This is a genomic window from Chromobacterium sp. Beijing (assembly GCF_021496765.1).
GTDB lineage: Bacteria > Pseudomonadota > Gammaproteobacteria > Burkholderiales > Chromobacteriaceae > Chromobacterium.
This window is the reverse complement of sequence record NZ_CP053750.1, coordinates 3133710-3149422: the sequence shown is the minus strand read 5'-3', so window position 1 is coordinate 3149422 and position 15713 is coordinate 3133710. Positions and strand designations below refer to the sequence as shown.

General features: G+C 69.2%; 7 protein-coding genes and 4 tRNA genes. 1 reads left to right on the top strand and 10 read right to left on the bottom strand.

All coding sequences use genetic code 11. The annotated features are described in order from the left end of the window. Window positions 1-22 precede the first annotated feature (22 nt). Window positions 23-2212, bottom strand: coding sequence for a TonB-dependent hemoglobin/transferrin/lactoferrin family receptor (locus HQN78_RS14550; protein ID WP_235084532.1), 2190 nt, complete (start codon window positions 2210-2212; stop codon window positions 23-25). Between the two features lie 81 nt (window positions 2213-2293). Beyond that, window positions 2294-2467: a hemin uptake protein HemP gene (gene hemP / locus HQN78_RS14545; RefSeq protein WP_107801622.1), complete on the bottom strand. Its 174-nt coding sequence runs from the start codon at window positions 2465-2467 to the stop codon at window positions 2294-2296. Between the two features lie 163 nt (window positions 2468-2630). Between hemP and HQN78_RS14540 the strand changes: the two genes are divergently transcribed. Then, window positions 2631-3317, top strand: coding sequence for a 4'-phosphopantetheinyl transferase superfamily protein (locus tag HQN78_RS14540; protein ID WP_235084530.1), 687 nt, complete (start codon window positions 2631-2633; stop codon window positions 3315-3317). A 402-nt stretch (window positions 3318-3719) separates the two neighbouring features. Here HQN78_RS14540 and HQN78_RS14535 read toward each other — a convergent pair. From HQN78_RS14535 to HQN78_RS14500, 8 genes are all read right to left on the bottom strand, one after another. After that, window positions 3720-3794: transfer RNA gene (locus tag HQN78_RS14535), tRNA-Glu, on the bottom strand. Between the two features lie 8 nt (window positions 3795-3802). Then, window positions 3803-3879, bottom strand: a tRNA-Arg gene (locus HQN78_RS14530). Between the two features lie 3 nt (window positions 3880-3882). Beyond that, window positions 3883-3957: transfer RNA gene (locus HQN78_RS14525), tRNA-Glu, on the bottom strand. 9 nt (window positions 3958-3966) lie between these two features. Then, window positions 3967-4043: transfer RNA gene (locus HQN78_RS14520), tRNA-Arg, on the bottom strand. A 189-nt stretch (window positions 4044-4232) separates the two neighbouring features. Next, complete coding sequence (locus tag HQN78_RS14515; protein WP_235084525.1) at window positions 4233-4562, bottom strand: hypothetical protein; 330 nt, start codon at window positions 4560-4562, stop codon at window positions 4233-4235. Window positions 4563-5113: 551 nt separating this feature from the next. Next, window positions 5114-5893: a thioesterase II family protein gene (locus HQN78_RS14510; protein ID WP_235084522.1), complete on the bottom strand. Its 780-nt coding sequence runs from the start codon at window positions 5891-5893 to the stop codon at window positions 5114-5116. 4 nt (window positions 5894-5897) lie between these two features. Beyond that, entirely contained in the window at window positions 5898-7226 is a 1329-nt protein-coding gene (locus HQN78_RS14505; protein WP_235084520.1) for an MFS transporter, read from the bottom strand. After that, entirely contained in the window at window positions 7219-15666 is an 8448-nt protein-coding gene (locus HQN78_RS14500) for a non-ribosomal peptide synthetase (RefSeq protein ID WP_235084518.1), read from the bottom strand. Before HQN78_RS14500 ends, HQN78_RS14505 begins: the two co-directional genes overlap by 8 nt. Window positions 15667-15713: the final 47 nt, after the last annotated feature.

Below are 15713 nucleotides of genomic sequence, written 5' to 3'. Positions count from 1 at the left end.
GCCAAGGGGCGGGCGCTCGCGGTTAGAAGGTGTATTCGACGCTGGCGCTGAGGTTGCGGCCAGGCTGGGTGAACAGGTCCAGCGTGCGGTCGCTGCTGGTCTTGCCGCGCACGTCGGCGGCTTTCCAGTATTTCTGGTCGAAGACGTTGAACACGCCGGCGCGCAGCGTGGTGTTCTTGGCCGGCTTCCAGTAAGCGGTCAGGTCCAGCACGGCGTAGCCCGGAGCCTTGAACGGCGGCGAGGTCTGGCTGCTGCCCTGTTGCGCGACATTGGGCAGGCGATCGTTGGCGCTGGCCAGTTTCAGCAAGGCTTCTCCGCCGAAGCTGGCCTGGTCGTAGCGCAGGCCCAGCGTGGCGTTGAGCGGGGTGATGCTGGCCAAGGGTTCGTTCTTCTGCTTGTTCTGGCCATGGGTGTAGGCGATGGACGCCATCGCGCGCCAGCTCGGCGCGAAGCGCCAGGCGGCGCGGCCTTCCACGCCCTTGATCTCGACTTCGCCGATGTTCTGGTACTGATAGGCGGACAGGCCGTTGATCATGCCGATGTCGGCCAGATCGATGAAGTCCTTGTAGCGGTTGGCATAGGCGGTGACGCCGAAATCAAAGCTGTCCCATTGGCCTTTCAGGCCCAGCTCCACGCCGCGGCTGCTTTCGGACTTGAGGTTGGCATTGGGCAGCACTTGATAGCGCTGAATCGGGTTGGTGAAGGCCATATTGGCGTCGTCGAACGGCGGCGCGCGGAAGCCGGAGGAGAACTGCAGGAAGCCGGTGTAGTGATCGGCGAACGGCAGGCTCAGGCCCAGCTTGGGCGAGAAGGCGCTGTCCTTGAAGGTGGGCACCTGATAGTTGTTGGGGTTGCCGTTGGCGAAAGCCTGATCCGGCTGCGGCGTCATCTTGTAGTGATCCCAGCGCAGCGACGGAGACGCCACCAGGCCGTTGCCGAACTTGATCTCGTCCTGGACAAAGAGGCCGATGCGCTCGGAGCGGCTGTCGGGGAAGGTCTTGTTGGGGTAGGTTTCGCCGCCGACGATATTGCTGGTGCTGCCGTTCGGGTTGTACTGGGTCTTGGTGCGCGGACGGCTGGTGTCGGTGCGGCTCAAGTCCGCGCCCCACAAGAGCTGGTGTTCGGCGGAGAGGGCCTGGAAGTTGTGTTCGGCTTCCAGGGTCAGGCCGTAACTATCCTGCTTGAAACCGTAGTCGGACAAGATGCGCAGGCCGTTGCTGCGCCATTCGGTATTGGTGTCGGCGTTGTCCAGCTTCTGATAGTAGGCTTTCACCGCCAGCCGGTCGAAGGCGCCCAGCTGCTTGCCTTCCCAGGCCAGCGACGCGCGGTCGCGCTGGGTGCGGTCTTTGGCCTGGTTGTCGGTGAGGGCGTAAGTGGTTCGGGGCACCGGCCCCAGCGAGTTCAGCAATGCGCTGTCGGTATCGCGTCGATAGTGTTCCAGCGTCAGTTCCAGCCGCTGGTTGGCGGCCGGCTTGAAGCCCAGCTTGGCCAGCACATTGTCGCTGTCCCAGCTTTGCGGATTCGGTTTGGTGCGCAGCGTGCTGCTGCTGTCGTTATTGCCCTGGTTGTCGGTTTCATGGCCGTTGCGATGGGTGTAGAGCAGCATCAGATCGGCGCGCTCGCCCTTGACGCCCACGCCGGCGCTGCTGCCCCAGCCATTGTTGGCGGTGCCGCCAAAGCCCTTGACGCTGCCGCCCACGCCTTGTTCTTCCGGCACGAAGTCGTCCACGGTCTTGGTGCGGTAGCCCACCACGCCGCCGATGGCGTCGGAGCCGTACAGGCTGGAAGTGGGGCCCTTGACGATGTCGATGGCGCGCAGGGTTTCCAGTTCCACGTAATCGCGGCCGGAAACGGCTCCGTTATTGCTGCCGCCGCCGGCATAGGATTCCGGCAGGCGGATGCCGTCGATCAGCATCAGGATGCGGTTGCCGTCGATGCCGCGGATGGTGTAGCCGGCGTTGCCGCGGCGCGCCGGATCGGTGGCCACTTCCACGCCGGGCTCGTATTTGACCGCGTCGGCGATGTCGCGCACCAGTTGATCGTCCAGTTTGTGACGCGAGATCACGCTGGCGTTGGGCGCGGTTTCCGCCAGCGGTTTGCTGCTGCGGTGGGCGGTGACCTGAACGGTCTCCAGTTCCGCCGGCGTCGCCGCCAGCGCGGGCCAGGCGGCGGCCAGGCTCAGAACCAAGGGGGTGGCGCGAAATAAGGCCATGGAAACTCCAAACTTCCTAAGGTTGGGTGCTTCCGCTGGCTGGCTAGTCTTGGCTGGCTTGCGGTGTGTGTGGTCAGAGACCTATTTGATTAGGATGAGCTTGCCGTTGCGTGTGAGTTGCAAGCGATACATTTCGCCCTGATGCTCGATCAGGATTTCTCTGCCTTTGGCGAACAGCTCGCAGCTGCGCAGCACCGGCGACAGGTTGGCTGCGCTGGCCCCGTTGCCAAGTTTGGCCGCGTTTTGGGCATGCATGAATTTATCCATAGCCAAATGGTAACGATTCTCATTATCGAGTTCAACCAAGGAATGTGATTATTACGCATGAAAAGTGCCAAATTGTGGCGGGATGGTCACAAATAGCCTGGTTGCCGTGCTACAGGCTAGGGATAATGGCGGTTTTTGCGCGGAGAGGCGGATGGAACTGAACGCTTTGATCAAGCCCTTGCCTTGCCCGGCGGGCGCGCCGCAGGCCTTGCGGCTGTACCGCGTGCGGCTGGATGTGGATTGGCCGGTGGACGAGGCGCTGCTGGCGGGCTTGAGTCAGGACGAGCGCAAGCGCTGTCTGCGCTATCTGCGCACCATCAACCAGTTGCAGTTCGCCTTGACTCGCTTGGCCTTGCGGCGGCTGCTGGCGCAAGAAACCGGTCTGGCGCCGGACGTGCTGATGTTTGAGCTGGGCGCCCATGGGAAACCCGTCTTGAGCCTGCCCGGCGCGCCGGTCTTCAATGTGTCTCACTCCGGCGCTTACGCGCTGATCGCCATCGCGCGCGGCGGGCAGGTGGGGGTGGACATCGAAACGGTACAGCCCATGCGCGACGTGCCGGCGCTGGCAGAGCAGACCTTGCTGCCGGGGGAGTTGGAATTATGCGGACACGGGCGGGACGTGGGGGCTTTCTTCCAGTTGTGGACCATCAAGGAGGCGGTGCTGAAAGCCTGGGGCGTGGGCATTGCTCAGCACCTGTCCGCGTTCGAGGCCTTGGAACTGACGAACAAGGAACTGCCGTTGCGGATTGCCGCGCCCGAGCGCTGGCCGGCGACAAGAGCCTGGGCGCTGGAGGCGCCGGACGGGTATAAGGCGACCTTGGCTTGGGCAGAGCGCTAAGAACCTGTTTACGATCTGCTGCGCGTCGGCGGGATGGATAGAAAGGGGCGTTGAAAACAAACTCAAAATGCTCATGTACCGTATGTGCACTCCGCTTTTTCGCTTGTTTTCGCCTTGTCTCGCCCTTGCTCGCGAGACTTTGAGCAGGCTCTGAAGCTGTTCACGAGCTGTTGCGCCTTGTGGAGCCTTACTCGGTGAGTGCGCCTTGGCTCGCGAGGCTTGGGTTCCCAGGCGCAAGCGGAGGAGGGGTTGTTGGTTTGCGTGAGAATGGTCTTGTACGAATCAATACAAACCAGGTGGCTATTGCGGACGGCTTGCGCGGCAAGCCGTTTGTCTTTGTGGTGTGGTTTGCGCGGACGACAAAAAACCCGTCATGTCGCCATGACGGGCTTTTGCTAATGCTGGCGTCCCCACGGGGAATCGAACCCCGGCTACCGCCGTGAAAGGGCGGTGTTCTAACCGCTAAACTATAGGGACTTAAATTGTGGCGCACCCGGAGCGATTCGAACGCCCGACCCTCTGGTTCGTAGCCAGATACTCTATCCAACTGAGCTACGGGTGCTAGTGGCGTCCCCACGGGGAATCGAACCCCGGCTACCGCCGTGAAAGGGCGGTGTTCTAACCGCTAAACTATAGGGACACTAAATTGTGGCGCACCCGGAGCGATTCGAACGCCCGACCCTCTGGTTCGTAGCCAGATACTCTATCCAACTGAGCTACGGGTGCGCTGTCTCGCTAGACGTTGTGTCTTGCGAGAAGCGGAATAATATAGATCCGGCTTTTGAGCGTCAAGGATTTTTGAAAAAAATTTCACATGGCCGCGAGCGGACGGATTCAGGATGTCGCCTCATGCCAACATGCTAATCCCGATCTTCCGGCCAAAGCCCCATCCGGGGCTTTGGTCGTTTGGAGGGGTTAGGCCAGTTTCTGCATTTGCATCGTGGTCTGTTGCAAGCGGCGGGCGAAGGGTTCCAGCAGGCAATACACCTGCTCGCATTCCAGCGTGTCTAGCTTGGATTGCTCCAGCATCGCCGCCAGCGCCGACAAGGCGGTGCTGACTTGATTGAATTCCAGGCTGAGCAGATGAAGGCTGTGATCGAAGTGTTCGCAGTACTCGTCGAGTTGCCGCAATAGCGGGTCAATCGGGTGGAGCGTGGCATCCTGCTGACGCAAGCTTTTCAGTTGGAGCAGCAAGGTGGGGAGCGAAGGGATGTGATGGGAATGAGCATGAACGGGGCTAGTCATGACGACTCCTTGATGAGCGTTAAGCCTACCTCATCGCTGCCAAACGGGGAGACAGGCGCGTGGCAGGGTTGGCAGACCGGCATCAAGGACCCGGCGCGTGCAAGCACGCCCCCACCACGGCCAGCCTTAGCGTAAGACTTACCCTGTGGTGTGCAACGGACGTAAAAATGCCGCGTGCAGCGGCTGTCCGCCTTGATGTTCGAGCTGCCAAGCCCGGTGCTGAAGCACAGCACGGCCGGATTATCACGTGCTTGCGGCGGGGAGGCAAGGGGCGGGCGTCCGCTATGGCGGCATTGTGAGGCCGGGCGCGTTTGCGCCCGGCGTTTCGTTGGGTGGTTGCGGCTTAGACTCTGTTTACGATCTTGGGAGCAAGAGCGAGACAAGGCGAACTCGCCGTGTAACGCTCCACAACGCGCAGCAGATCGTAAGCAGGTTCTTAGCGCCGCTAACAACACCTCGCAGAGAAGCTGAGCCAAGGCGCGCCGACGCAGGCAGTACCAGTAGTACGGCAAGGAGGCGCAACGCAGGATCAGGGGTTTTGTTAGCGGGTCTTAGGCAAGGTCCGGCATGGCGGCGGCGGGGCTGGACAGCGCATCGGCGAGTTCGCTGTTGAGGCGGGCGAGCACGGCGTCCCGGGCGCTGGCGATGAAGAAGTGGTCGCCGTCGAACCAGTGCACGCGCGCGGGCGCGGCGGTTTCCCGCTGCCAGCCTTCGGTCTGTTCCGGCAGACGTTGCCGGTCGCCGCGCCCGGCCAGCACGGTGATGGGCAGGGCCAGCGGCGGGGCCGGCTGGTAGCGATAGGTTTCCACCAGTTCGAAGTCGGTGCGCAGGGTGGGCAGCAGCAGATCCATCATTTCCCGGTGGGCCAGGATTTCCGCGGGCGTGCCGTTGTAGTCGCGCAGCGCGTCGATGAAGCCGTCGTCGTCCATCCGGTGCAGCATGCGCGGCGGCTGGCGGTGTTGCGGCGCGTCGCAGCCGGACACGATCAGCCGCAGCGGCTGCGGCCGGCCTTGGGCGCGCAGCCGTCGCGCCAGTTCGAAGGCGATCAGCCCGCCCATGCTGTGGCCGAAGAAGGCGAAGGGCAGTTCGTCGTCCAGCGGCAGCTCTCGCGCCAGCGCGTCCACCAGCGGCGGCAGCGCCTTGAAGCCGGCTTCGCGGAAGCGGGCGGCGCGGCCGGGCAGTTGCGCGGCGCAGACTTCCACCTCCGGAGGCAGCCGGCCTTGCCAGCCGGCATAGGCGCCGGCGTGGCCGCCGGCGTAGGGAAAGCAGTACAGGCGCAGCCGCGGCGCTTGGTTGGCGGACTGGCGCTGGAGCCAGGGGGTGGGGTGCATCGATTCAGTCTCCTGTTTGCAGGGAAGGGGTGGCTCGGGCGTCCGCGGCGTCGGGGCCGGCGGGCGCGCCGATGGCGCGCAGCCGGGGGCTGCACAGGGCCAGCACGGCGACGCCGATCAGCAGCAGGCCGGCGCCGGCGAACAAGGCGCGCACCGGCGCCGAGGTCAGGCTCAGGCCGGCCAGCGTGGTGGACAAGGGCGTGACCGCCGCCATCATGAACATCAAAAAACTCATTACCCGGCCGCGCATCTCCGCCGGGATGCGGGCCTGGATCCAGGCCATCAGCCGGACTTGCACCAGGCCGCCCAAGAGTCCGATCAGGAACATCATTGCGCAACTGGCGGCAAACGCGGCGGACAGGCCCAGGCCGATGATCAGCGCGCCCATCAGCGCGTCCGCGCAGAATACCATCCATCCCAGCCGGCCCAGCGCCTTGGGCGGCAGCAGGCTGAGCAGGGCCATGCCCAGCAGGCTGCCCGCGCCTTGGGCGGACAGCAGGGTGCCGAAATGGCCGGCGTCCAGGCTCAAGACGTTCTTGACCAGCAACGGCAGGCCGATCTGGATGGGGCCGGCGGTCAGGAAGGCGATCACCGCCCAGTAGAAGAACAGCGCGCGCAAGGTGGCGTCGCCCCAGGTCCAGGCGGCGCCGCGGCGGATGGCGCGCAGGATGCCGGCGGCGGATTGGGCCGCGGCCGGCGCGGCGGCGGCGAGCGGCCGCAGCCGGCTGAGCATCAGGCCGGCGCTCAGGAAGCAGGCGGCGCCCAAGAGGAAGGCGAGGCCCAGGCCGCCGCCGGCGCGGACGCCGGGCAGGGCGATCAGCGCGCCGGCCAGCATGGGGCCGGTCAGCAAGGTGAGCTGGTTGACCGCCATGAACACGGAGTTGGCCTGTTGCAGCCTGTCTTCCGGCACGGTGTTGGGCAGCAGGGCGGCGGCCGACGGCCCGGTGAAGGCGGCGACGACGCCCATGGCGGCGGCGAAGGGATAGAGCCAGGCCAAGGGCAGCCCGCCGCGGTAGGCGGCGTAGCCTAGCAGGGCCAGCAGCGCCGCGCAGCACAGCAGCGAGCACTGGAACACCCGCCGCGGCGAGTGCCGGTCCGCCACCGCGCCGCCGACGATGATGAACACCGCGCGCGGCAGTTCCATCGCGGTGACGACCAGGCCGAGGGCGAGGCCGTCGCCGCCCAGCTGCAGTACCAGCCAGGGCAGGGCGATCAGCGCGGTCTGCTGGCCCAGGATGGAGCAGAACCAGGCGGCGGAGAGCCAGAGAAAGCGCCGGTCGCGCCAGAGCGAGGACGGCGGGGCGGCGAGGACGGCGGACATGGGCTTAGACATGGCGTTCTCGCATCGCGCGCTCCAGGCTGTCCGCCAGCCCGGCCACATGCGGCTCGCGCAGCATGTCGGCGTGTTCGCCGGCGGCGCGGAACACCTGGACCGGGCCGGCGGCGTAGTCGGACCAGCCCAGGTCGGCCGGTCCGGCCATGCTGGCGGCCAGCCCGTCGGTGACCCACACCGCCACCGGGCAGGGCGCGGTTTGCGGCTGATGGCCGCGCAGGCTGAGCAGGTTGGCGCGGTAGACGTCGAACATGGCCTCCACCCGGCGCGGGTCCATGCCCTGGGGGAACAGGCCGGAGTCTTGCACCCGCCGGCTGAGCAGCGCGAAGCGCCCGGCGCGGTCCAGCGGCCGCAGCATGTCTTCCGAGACGGCCAGCGTTTTGCCGGTGGCGATTTCCACGGTGCGGGCCATGTAATGCAGCAGCCCGGCCTCGTCCTGGGGCAGCTCGTTCAGGAAGCCGGCGTCCGGGCTCGGCGGCGCGTCCAGCGCCGCCAGCAGGCTGACTTCGACGCCGGTCTCGACCAGCCGCCGCGCCAGTTCCGCCGCCACCGCGGCGCCGAAGGAGTGGCCGGCCAGGATCAGCGGTCCGGGCAGGCCGGCTTGCCGCACGGCGGCGGCGTAGCGCTCGGCCATGGCCGCCACGCTGTCGTCGGCGGCGACGGCCGGGTCCAGCCCCGCCGCTTGTAGGCCGTAGACGCGCCGGCGCGGCGATAGCCGCTCCACCAGCTTTTGATAGCCGATGATCTGGCCGGAGCCGTCGTGGACCAGCAGCAGGGTGCCGTCGTCGCCGTCGGTCCGGATCGGCACCAGCACCGACGGCGCGGCGGCCTGGCCGGCCTCGGCCACCAGCCGGGCGAACTCGGCGACGGTGCCGGAGGTGAACAGCGAGGCCAGCGGCAGCTCCACACCCAGTTCCTCGCGGATGCGGGACAGCAGTTGCAGCGTCAGCAGCGAGTGGCCGCCCATGTCGAAGAAGCTGTCGTCCACGCCGATGCGCGGCAGGCCCAGAACGGCGGCGAACAGCGCGGCCAGCTGCGTTTCCAGCGGGGTGCCCGGCGCGCGATAGGCGCGCGCGGCCAGCTCCGGCGCCGGCAGCGCGCGGCGGTCCAGCTTGCCGTTGGGCGTCAGCGGCAGCGCCGGCAGGCTGACCCAGGCGCTGGGAATCATGTATTCCGGCAGCCGCTCGGCCAGCGCGCGGCGCAGCGCGGCGGTGTCCGCCTCGCCGTCCGCCGGCACCAGATAGCCCACCAGCCGCGCGGCGGCGGGCGGCGCGTGGTGCAGCGCCACCGCGGCGGCGGCGATGCCGGGCTGGGCGCTGAGGGCGGCTTCGATCTCGCCGGTTTCGATGCGATAACCGCGCAGCTTCAGCTGTTGGTCGCCGCGGCCCAGGTATTCGATGCGGCCGTCCGCCAGCCAGCGCGCGCGGTCGCCGGTGCGGTAGATCCGCTCGCCGCGGCGGAAGGGGTTGGGGAGGAAGCGCTCCGCGGTGAGCCGCGGGCGGCGCAGATAGCCGCGGGCGACGCCGGGGCCGGCGAGATAGAGTTCGCCGGCGAGGCCGGGCGGCGTCGGCTGCAAGGCTTCGTCCAGGATGTAGGCGCGGTAGCCGGGGATGGCGCGGCCGATGTCGACGGGCTGGCCGTCGCGCGCGGCGATTTCCGTCGCGGTGCCCCAGACGGTGGCCTCGGTGGGGCCGTATTCGTTGTAGAAGCGCCGGCCTTCGCCTATCAGGTCGCCGGCCGACACCGTTTCGCCGCCGAACAGGACCGCGCGCAGCGATCCGCCCCAGCCGGCGGGCTGGGCCTGGGCCACGGTCCGGTACAGCGAGGGCAGGCTGAGCCAGACTTCGGCCCGTTCGCGCTCCACCAGGCCGGCCAGGTAGCCGGGCTCCAGCTGGCCGCCGGCGCGGCTGAGGATCAGCCGGCCGCCGCAGGCCAGCGACCAGAACAGCAGGGCCACCGAGCTATCGAAGGAGAAGGAGGGCAGCAGCAGGAAGGCGGTGCCCGGCCGCGACAGTTCCGCCGGATAGAAGGCGAGGCGGGCGGCGGTGGAGGCGTGGAGATTGCCGTGCTGGATCGCCACGCCCTTGGGGACGCCGGTGGAGCCGGAGGTGTAGATCAGGTAGGCGGGGTGCTCGGGCCGCAGCGGGCGGACGCGCTCGGCGTCGGCGGGGTTGCCGTCCGGCAGCGCGGCCAGTTGCGCTTGCAGGGCCGGCTCGTCCAGATTCAGCCGCGCCGCGCCGTCCGGCAGCGTGGCGTCGCTCAGGGTCAGCACGCAGCGCGGGGCGGCGTCTTGCAGCATGAAGGCGATACGGGCGGCCGGGTAGTCCAGGTCCAGCGGCAGATAGGCGGCGCCGGTTTTCAGCGCGGCGAGCATGGCCACCACGGTGTCGGCGGAGCGCGGCAGCGCGATGGCGACGATGTCTTCCGGGCCGACGCCGAGCCGGATCAGGCCGCGCGCCAGTTGATTGGCGCGGCGGTTGAGTTCGCCGTAGCTCAGGCTGAGGCGCTCGTCGCTCAAGGCCGTCGCTTCCGGCGCGGCGGCGGCGCTGGCCTCGATCAGGGGCAGCAGGGTGGCCGGCGCGGACGCCGCGTCGCCGTTGTCCGCCAGCAGCCGCCGGCTTTCGTCCGCGTCCAGCAGCGCCAGGCGCGGCAAGGGCTGCTCCGCCTGGTCGGCCATGGCCAGCAGCAAGCGTTGCAGCCGGGAGGCCAGGCTGCGCGCGCCGGCGTCGGTGAACAGGTCGACGTCGTATTCCAGCATCGCCTGCAGGCCGCCGTCGGCTTCGTGCACGGTCAGGGTCAGGTCGAAGCGCGGCGAGCTGTCGTCGTTGGACAGGGTTTCCAGCTCCAGCCCCGGCAGGCGCAGCGTGTCCAGCGGCGCGTTCTGCAGCACCAGCATGGTCTGGAACAGCGGGTTGCGCGCCAGCGAGCGCTCCAGCCGCAGCGCGTCGACGATGGTTTCAAACGGCATGTCTTGCAGTTCGTAGGCTTCCAGCACCACGTCGCGGACCCGCGAGAGCAGTTGCAGCGCGTTGGGCGCGCCGCTCAGATCGACGCGCAGCGCCAGGGTGTTGACGAAGCAGCCGATCAGGCCCTCCAGGTCCAGGTGATTGCGGTTGGCGATGGGGCTGCCTATCACCAGATCGCGCTGGCCGCTGTAGCGGGACAGCAGTTCGGCGTAGCCGGCCAGCAGCACCATGAACAGGGTGCCGCCGGCGCGCTCGGCCAGCCGGCGCAAGCTCTGGGTTTCCGCCGGCGAGAAATTGAAGCGGACGAAGCGCCCGCGGCGCGGCCCGCCGGCGCCGCGCGGCCGGTCGCCCAGCAGTTCCAGCGCCGCGGGGGCGTCGGCCAGGCGCGTTTTCCAGCGCGCCAGCATCTGGTCGTAGCGTTCGCCGGACAGGGCGTCGCGCTGCCATTGGGCGAAGTCGCCGTACTGGATGGGCAGGGCGGGCAGGCTGGGCGGGCGTTGTTCCCGCGCGGCGGCGTAGAGCTCGCCGAATTCACGCACCAGCACGCCCAGCGACCAGCCGTCGGACAGCGCGTGGTGCAGCGCGATCAGCAGCGCGGCGTCGTCCGGGCCGATGCGCAGCAGGGCGAAGCGCAGCGGCGGCGCGGCCTCCAGGTCGAACTTGGGCCGGGCGAAGGCGTCGGCGGCGCGATTCAGCGCCGCGTCCAGACTGTCGCCGGCGTCCACGCGCAGCGTCAGTTCCTGCAGTTGCGGTCCGTCGCCGCCGTCGACGATTTGCCGCAGCTCGCCGTCGCTCAGCGCGAAACGGGTGCGCAGCGCCTCGTGGCGGCGGACCACGCCGGCCAGCGCGGCGCGCAGCGCGGCCAGGTCCAGGCGGCCGCGCAGGCGCAGGCCCTGGGCGATGTTGTAGACGCCGTGTTCGCCCTGGTCCAGCCGTTCCAGGAACCAGAAGCGCTGTTGGGCGAAGGAGGCCGGCAGCGGCCGCGAGCGGTCGGCCGGCGGGATGCGGCGCTCCGGCGCGGAGGCCGGCGCGGCGGGGTCTTCCAGCGCGACGCGTGCCGCCAGCGCGGCGGCGAATTCGGCCACCGTCGGGTGTTCGAACAGGGTGCGCAGCGGCAGTTCGACGCCGAATTCGGCGCGCAGCCTGGACATGACCCGGGTGGCCAGCAGGGAGTGGCCGCCGGCTTCGAAGAAGTTCTGTTCGCGGCCCAGGCCGCTGACGCCCAAGACCTCGCCCCAGAGGCGGGCCACTTCGTTTTCGGCGCGGTTGCGCGGCGGCGCTCCGGCGTCGGCGCCGCCTTGTTGGGCCTGGTCGGGCTCGGGCAAGGCGCGCCAGTCCAGTTTGCCGCTATGGGTCAGCGGCAGCTTGTCCAAGGTGACGAAGGCGGCCGGCTGCATGTAGTCGGGCAGGTGCGCGGCCAGATGGCGGCGCAGCTCGGGTCCCAGCGCGTCGCGCGGCTGGCTTTGCGCCGGGGTGTTGAAGCAGGCGGCGGGCTCGCCGTCGTCGTCCCCGTCCAGCCGCTCCAGCGCCAGCGGCGGCAGGGCGTCGGCCGCGGCGGCCAAGGCCAGGTCGAAACGGCCGTCGGCGGCGTCCTCGCTCCAACTGAGGCGGGCGGCCAGGCCGGCGGCGGCGGCTTCGGCCAGCAGTTCGGCCGGCTCGGCGGCGTCAGACGGCGCTTGCGCCCGCCAGGGCTGGCCGTCGGCGGCTTCGTCGTCGGCCGCGCTGTTGGCCGGATCATGATCCAGCCAGGCGAGGAAGCGGTTGACCTCGGCGGCGCGGCGGTTGGCCAGGCCGGGCCGCAAGCGCGAGGCGTCGGCGGCCCGCGCGGCGGCGCGCGGCGCGCCCTTGCTCAGCACCACGTCGTAGCGGTAGGTGGTCAGCTCGCAATCGCCGCCGTCTTCCTTCAGGCGGATTTCGATCGCGGCGATGTCGCCGCGGCGGCGCGCCAGGCGGCGGAACAGCGCCGGGTCCACCAGCAGTTCCTTTTCCTCGGCGATCAGCGCGTCCAGCTGGCGGCGCAGTTCCGTCCGCGTCGGCGCGGCGACGGCGGGCAGGCGGCGCAGCAGGCGGCTGGCCTGGAAGTGGCGCAGCAGGCCCAGGTGGCGCAGGTCGCCCAGCAGCAGTTTGCCGCCGGGGCGCAGCCGCGCCAGCGCCTGGTCCACCACGTCCAGAAAGTAGGCGGCGTCGGGGAAGTATTGCGCCACGGAATTGACGATCACAGTGTCGAAGTCGTCCGGCAGGCCGGCCAGCTCGCGGGCTTCGCGCCGCTCCAGCGTCACCTGCTCCAGGCCGCGCGCGGCCACGGTGCGGCCCAGGCGCTCCAGCGCGCGGGCGGAGAAGTCCAGGCCGTGGTAATGCTCGCAGTCCGGGGCGACGGCGAGCAGCAGCATGCCGCTGCCGACGCCGATTTCCAGCACCCGGCGCGGGTTCAAGGCGCGGATGCGGCTCAGGATCTCGTCGCGCCAGCGCCGCATGTGTTCGGCGGGAATCAGCGCGTTGTCGTAGGAGTCGGTCCAGCCGACCAGATCGAGGTCGGCGTCCTCGGCCGGCGCGTCTTCGTAGATCATGTCGAAGGCGGGCAGCCAGCCCTTGTCCTTGTCCTTGGCGGCGGCGTCCACGCCGCTGCGCTTGGCGACGTAGGCGACCAGCCGCGCCTGATCGCCTTCGCCGCGCACCACCACGGCGGCTTCCGCCACCGCCGGGTGCTGGCTGAGCAGGGCCTGGATTTCGGCGGTTTCGATGCGGAAGCCGCGCAGCTTGACCTGTTGATCGGCGCGGCCGCGGTATTCCAGCTCGCCGCGCGGGGTGACGCGCGCCAGATCGCCGCTGCGGTAGAAGCGCAGGCCGCTGTCCAGGTGCGGGTCCGGCATGAAGCGCTGGGCGCTCAGCTCCGGCTGGTTGACGTAGCCCAGCGCCACGCCGGCGCCGCCCACGTGGATTTCGCCCACCATGCCCGGCGGCACCGGCTGCAGGGCGTCGTCCAGCAGACGGATGCACAGATCGGGCAGCGCCGCGCCGATCACGCTGCCCAGCTTGCGCTTGATTTCGGGCAGGCCGATGCGGCGGAAGGTCACGTGCACGGTGGTTTCGGTGATGCCGTACATATTGATCAGCTGCGGGTAGTCGTCGCCGTGGCGGTCCAGCCAGGGCTCCAGGCTGCTCAGGTCCAGCGCCTCGCCGCCGAAGACGACGTAGCGCAGCGCCAGATCGCCTTCGCGCGGGTTCGCTTCCTCGGCGGCCATCAATTGGCGGAAGGCCGACGGGGTCTGGCTCAGCACGGTGACTTTTTCCTCGCACAACAGCTGGTAGAAGGCGTCCGAGGAGCGGGCCAGCAGCGGCGGCACGATCAGCAGCACGCCGCCGTGGGCCAGCGCGCCCCAGATTTCCCATACCGAGAAGTCGAAGGCGTAGGAGTGGAACAGCGTCCACACTTCGCGCGGGCCGAACTGGAACAGCTCGGCGCTGCTGGAGAACAGCCGGGCGCAGTTGCGGTGGCTGACCGCCACGCCCTTGGGCCGGCCGGTGGAGCCGGAGGTGTAGATGATGTAGGCCAGGCTGTCCGGGTCGTCGCCGGCCGGCAGCGCCGCCGCCGGCGCGGGTTCCGCCGCGTCCAGGGTCAGCAGCGGGCCGGCGAAGGGCGGCAGCGAGGGCGCCAGCGCCTCGGTGCTGAGCACGGCGCGCGCGCCGCTGTCCTCCAGAATGTAGCGGATGCGGTCGGCTGGATAGGCCGGGTCCATCGGCACATAGCCGGCGCCGGCCTTGAGCGCGGCCAGCACGCCGATCAGCATTTCGAAGGAGGGCGTCAGCCACAGGCCCACCGGTTCGCCCGGCCGCACGCCGGCGGCCGCCAGCCGCCGCGCGGCGGCGTCCGACAGCCGCTCCAGTTCGCCGTAGCTCAGTTCCCGGCCGTCGCAGCGCAGCGCCGCGGCGTCGGCTTGCCGCGCGGCGAAGCGGCTGAATGCGCGGTGCACCGGCTCGCAATCGACGGCGGCGGCCTGCCGCGGCAAGGTCAGCAGGGCGGCGGCCTGTTGCGGCGTGGTCAGCGGCAGCGCGGCCAGCGGCGCGTCCGGCTGACGGCTGGCGGCGTCCAGCAGCAGGCTCAGTTGTTCGGCGAGGCGTTCCACCGAGAGCCGCTCGAACAGCGCGGTGTTGTAGGAGAACGCGCCGGACAGGCCGTCCTCGGTCTCGCGCATGAACAGCTCCAGGTCGAAACGGGCGGCCTCCTGGCTCAGCACCGGAGTCAGCCGCAGCCCGTCCAGCGTCGGCATCGCCGCCGGGATGTTGAGCAGGGTGAAGGCGACCTGGAACAGCGGGTTGCGGCTGGGGTCGCGGCTGGCCTGTCCCAGCGCGCCGACCAGTTGGTCGTAGGGCACGGCGGCGTGCTCCACCGCGTCGCGCATGGTGTCGGATTGCCGGCGGGCGAACTGGCGGAAGCTGTCCGCGGGGCCGATGCGGCCGCGGATCACCAGCATATTGGCGAAGAAGCCGATCAGCCCCTCGGTTTCCACCCGTTCGCGGCCGGCCAGCGAGGTGCCGATGGCCAGATCGTCCTGACGCGCGTGGCGGGCCAGCAGCGTCTGGAAGGCGGACAGCAGCAGGCAGAACAGGGTGGTGCGTTCGGCCGCCGCCAGCCGGCGCAGGCGCTCGGCGGTATCGGCGCCGATGTCGAAGCCCACGGTGGCGCCGTCGAAGCCCTGCACCGGCGGCCGCGGCTTGTCGGTGGGCAGCTCCAGCGTGGGCAGGCCGGCCAGCTGGGTTTTCCAGTAGGCGAGGTCGGCGTCCCAGCGGTCTTGCCGGCCGTTGGCGTGCTGCCAGCGCGCGTAGTCCAGGTACTGGATGGGCAGCTCGGGCAGTTCCGGCGCGCGGCCGCGGCTGAGCGCGGCGTAGGCGCGGGCCGCCTCGTCCATCAGCACCGTCAGCGACCAGGCGTCGCCGACGATGTGATGCAGGGTCAGCACCACCGCGTGTTCGTCCGCCGCCAGCTTCAGCAGCGCGATGCGCAGCGGCTGGCCGACGGACAGGTCGAAGGCGTGGGCGCTTTCGCGGCGCGCCAGCGCCTCCAGCCGGGAGGCGGCTTCTTCGGCCGGCAGGCCGGACCAGTCCAGGCGCTCGATGGCCGCGCGGCCGGCCGGCTGCGGGATCTGCGCCGCCGCGCCGTCCACTTCGCGGATGGCGGTGCGTAGCGAGGCGTGGCGCGCCACCACGCAATCAAAGGCCCGGCACAGCGCGTCCGCCTGCAAGGCGCCGCTCAGGCGGAAGGCGGAGCAGATATTGTAGGCGGCGGCGCCGGCGCTCAATTGGTGCAGGAACCAGAGCCGCTGTTGTTGGAAGGACAGCGGGCCGGAGGCGGCGTCGCCGCGGGCGATCCGCCCGCCGTCGACGGGCGCGGGGGCCGGAAGCAAGACGTCCAGTTCTTGTTCCAGCAAATGGTCGAGAAGGTCCAGGTCGTTATCGTTCCAATCGCTAACGCTCATTTCAATGGCTTTCCAGGTGATGTGTTGTCGGCGCCCATCGGGCTGCG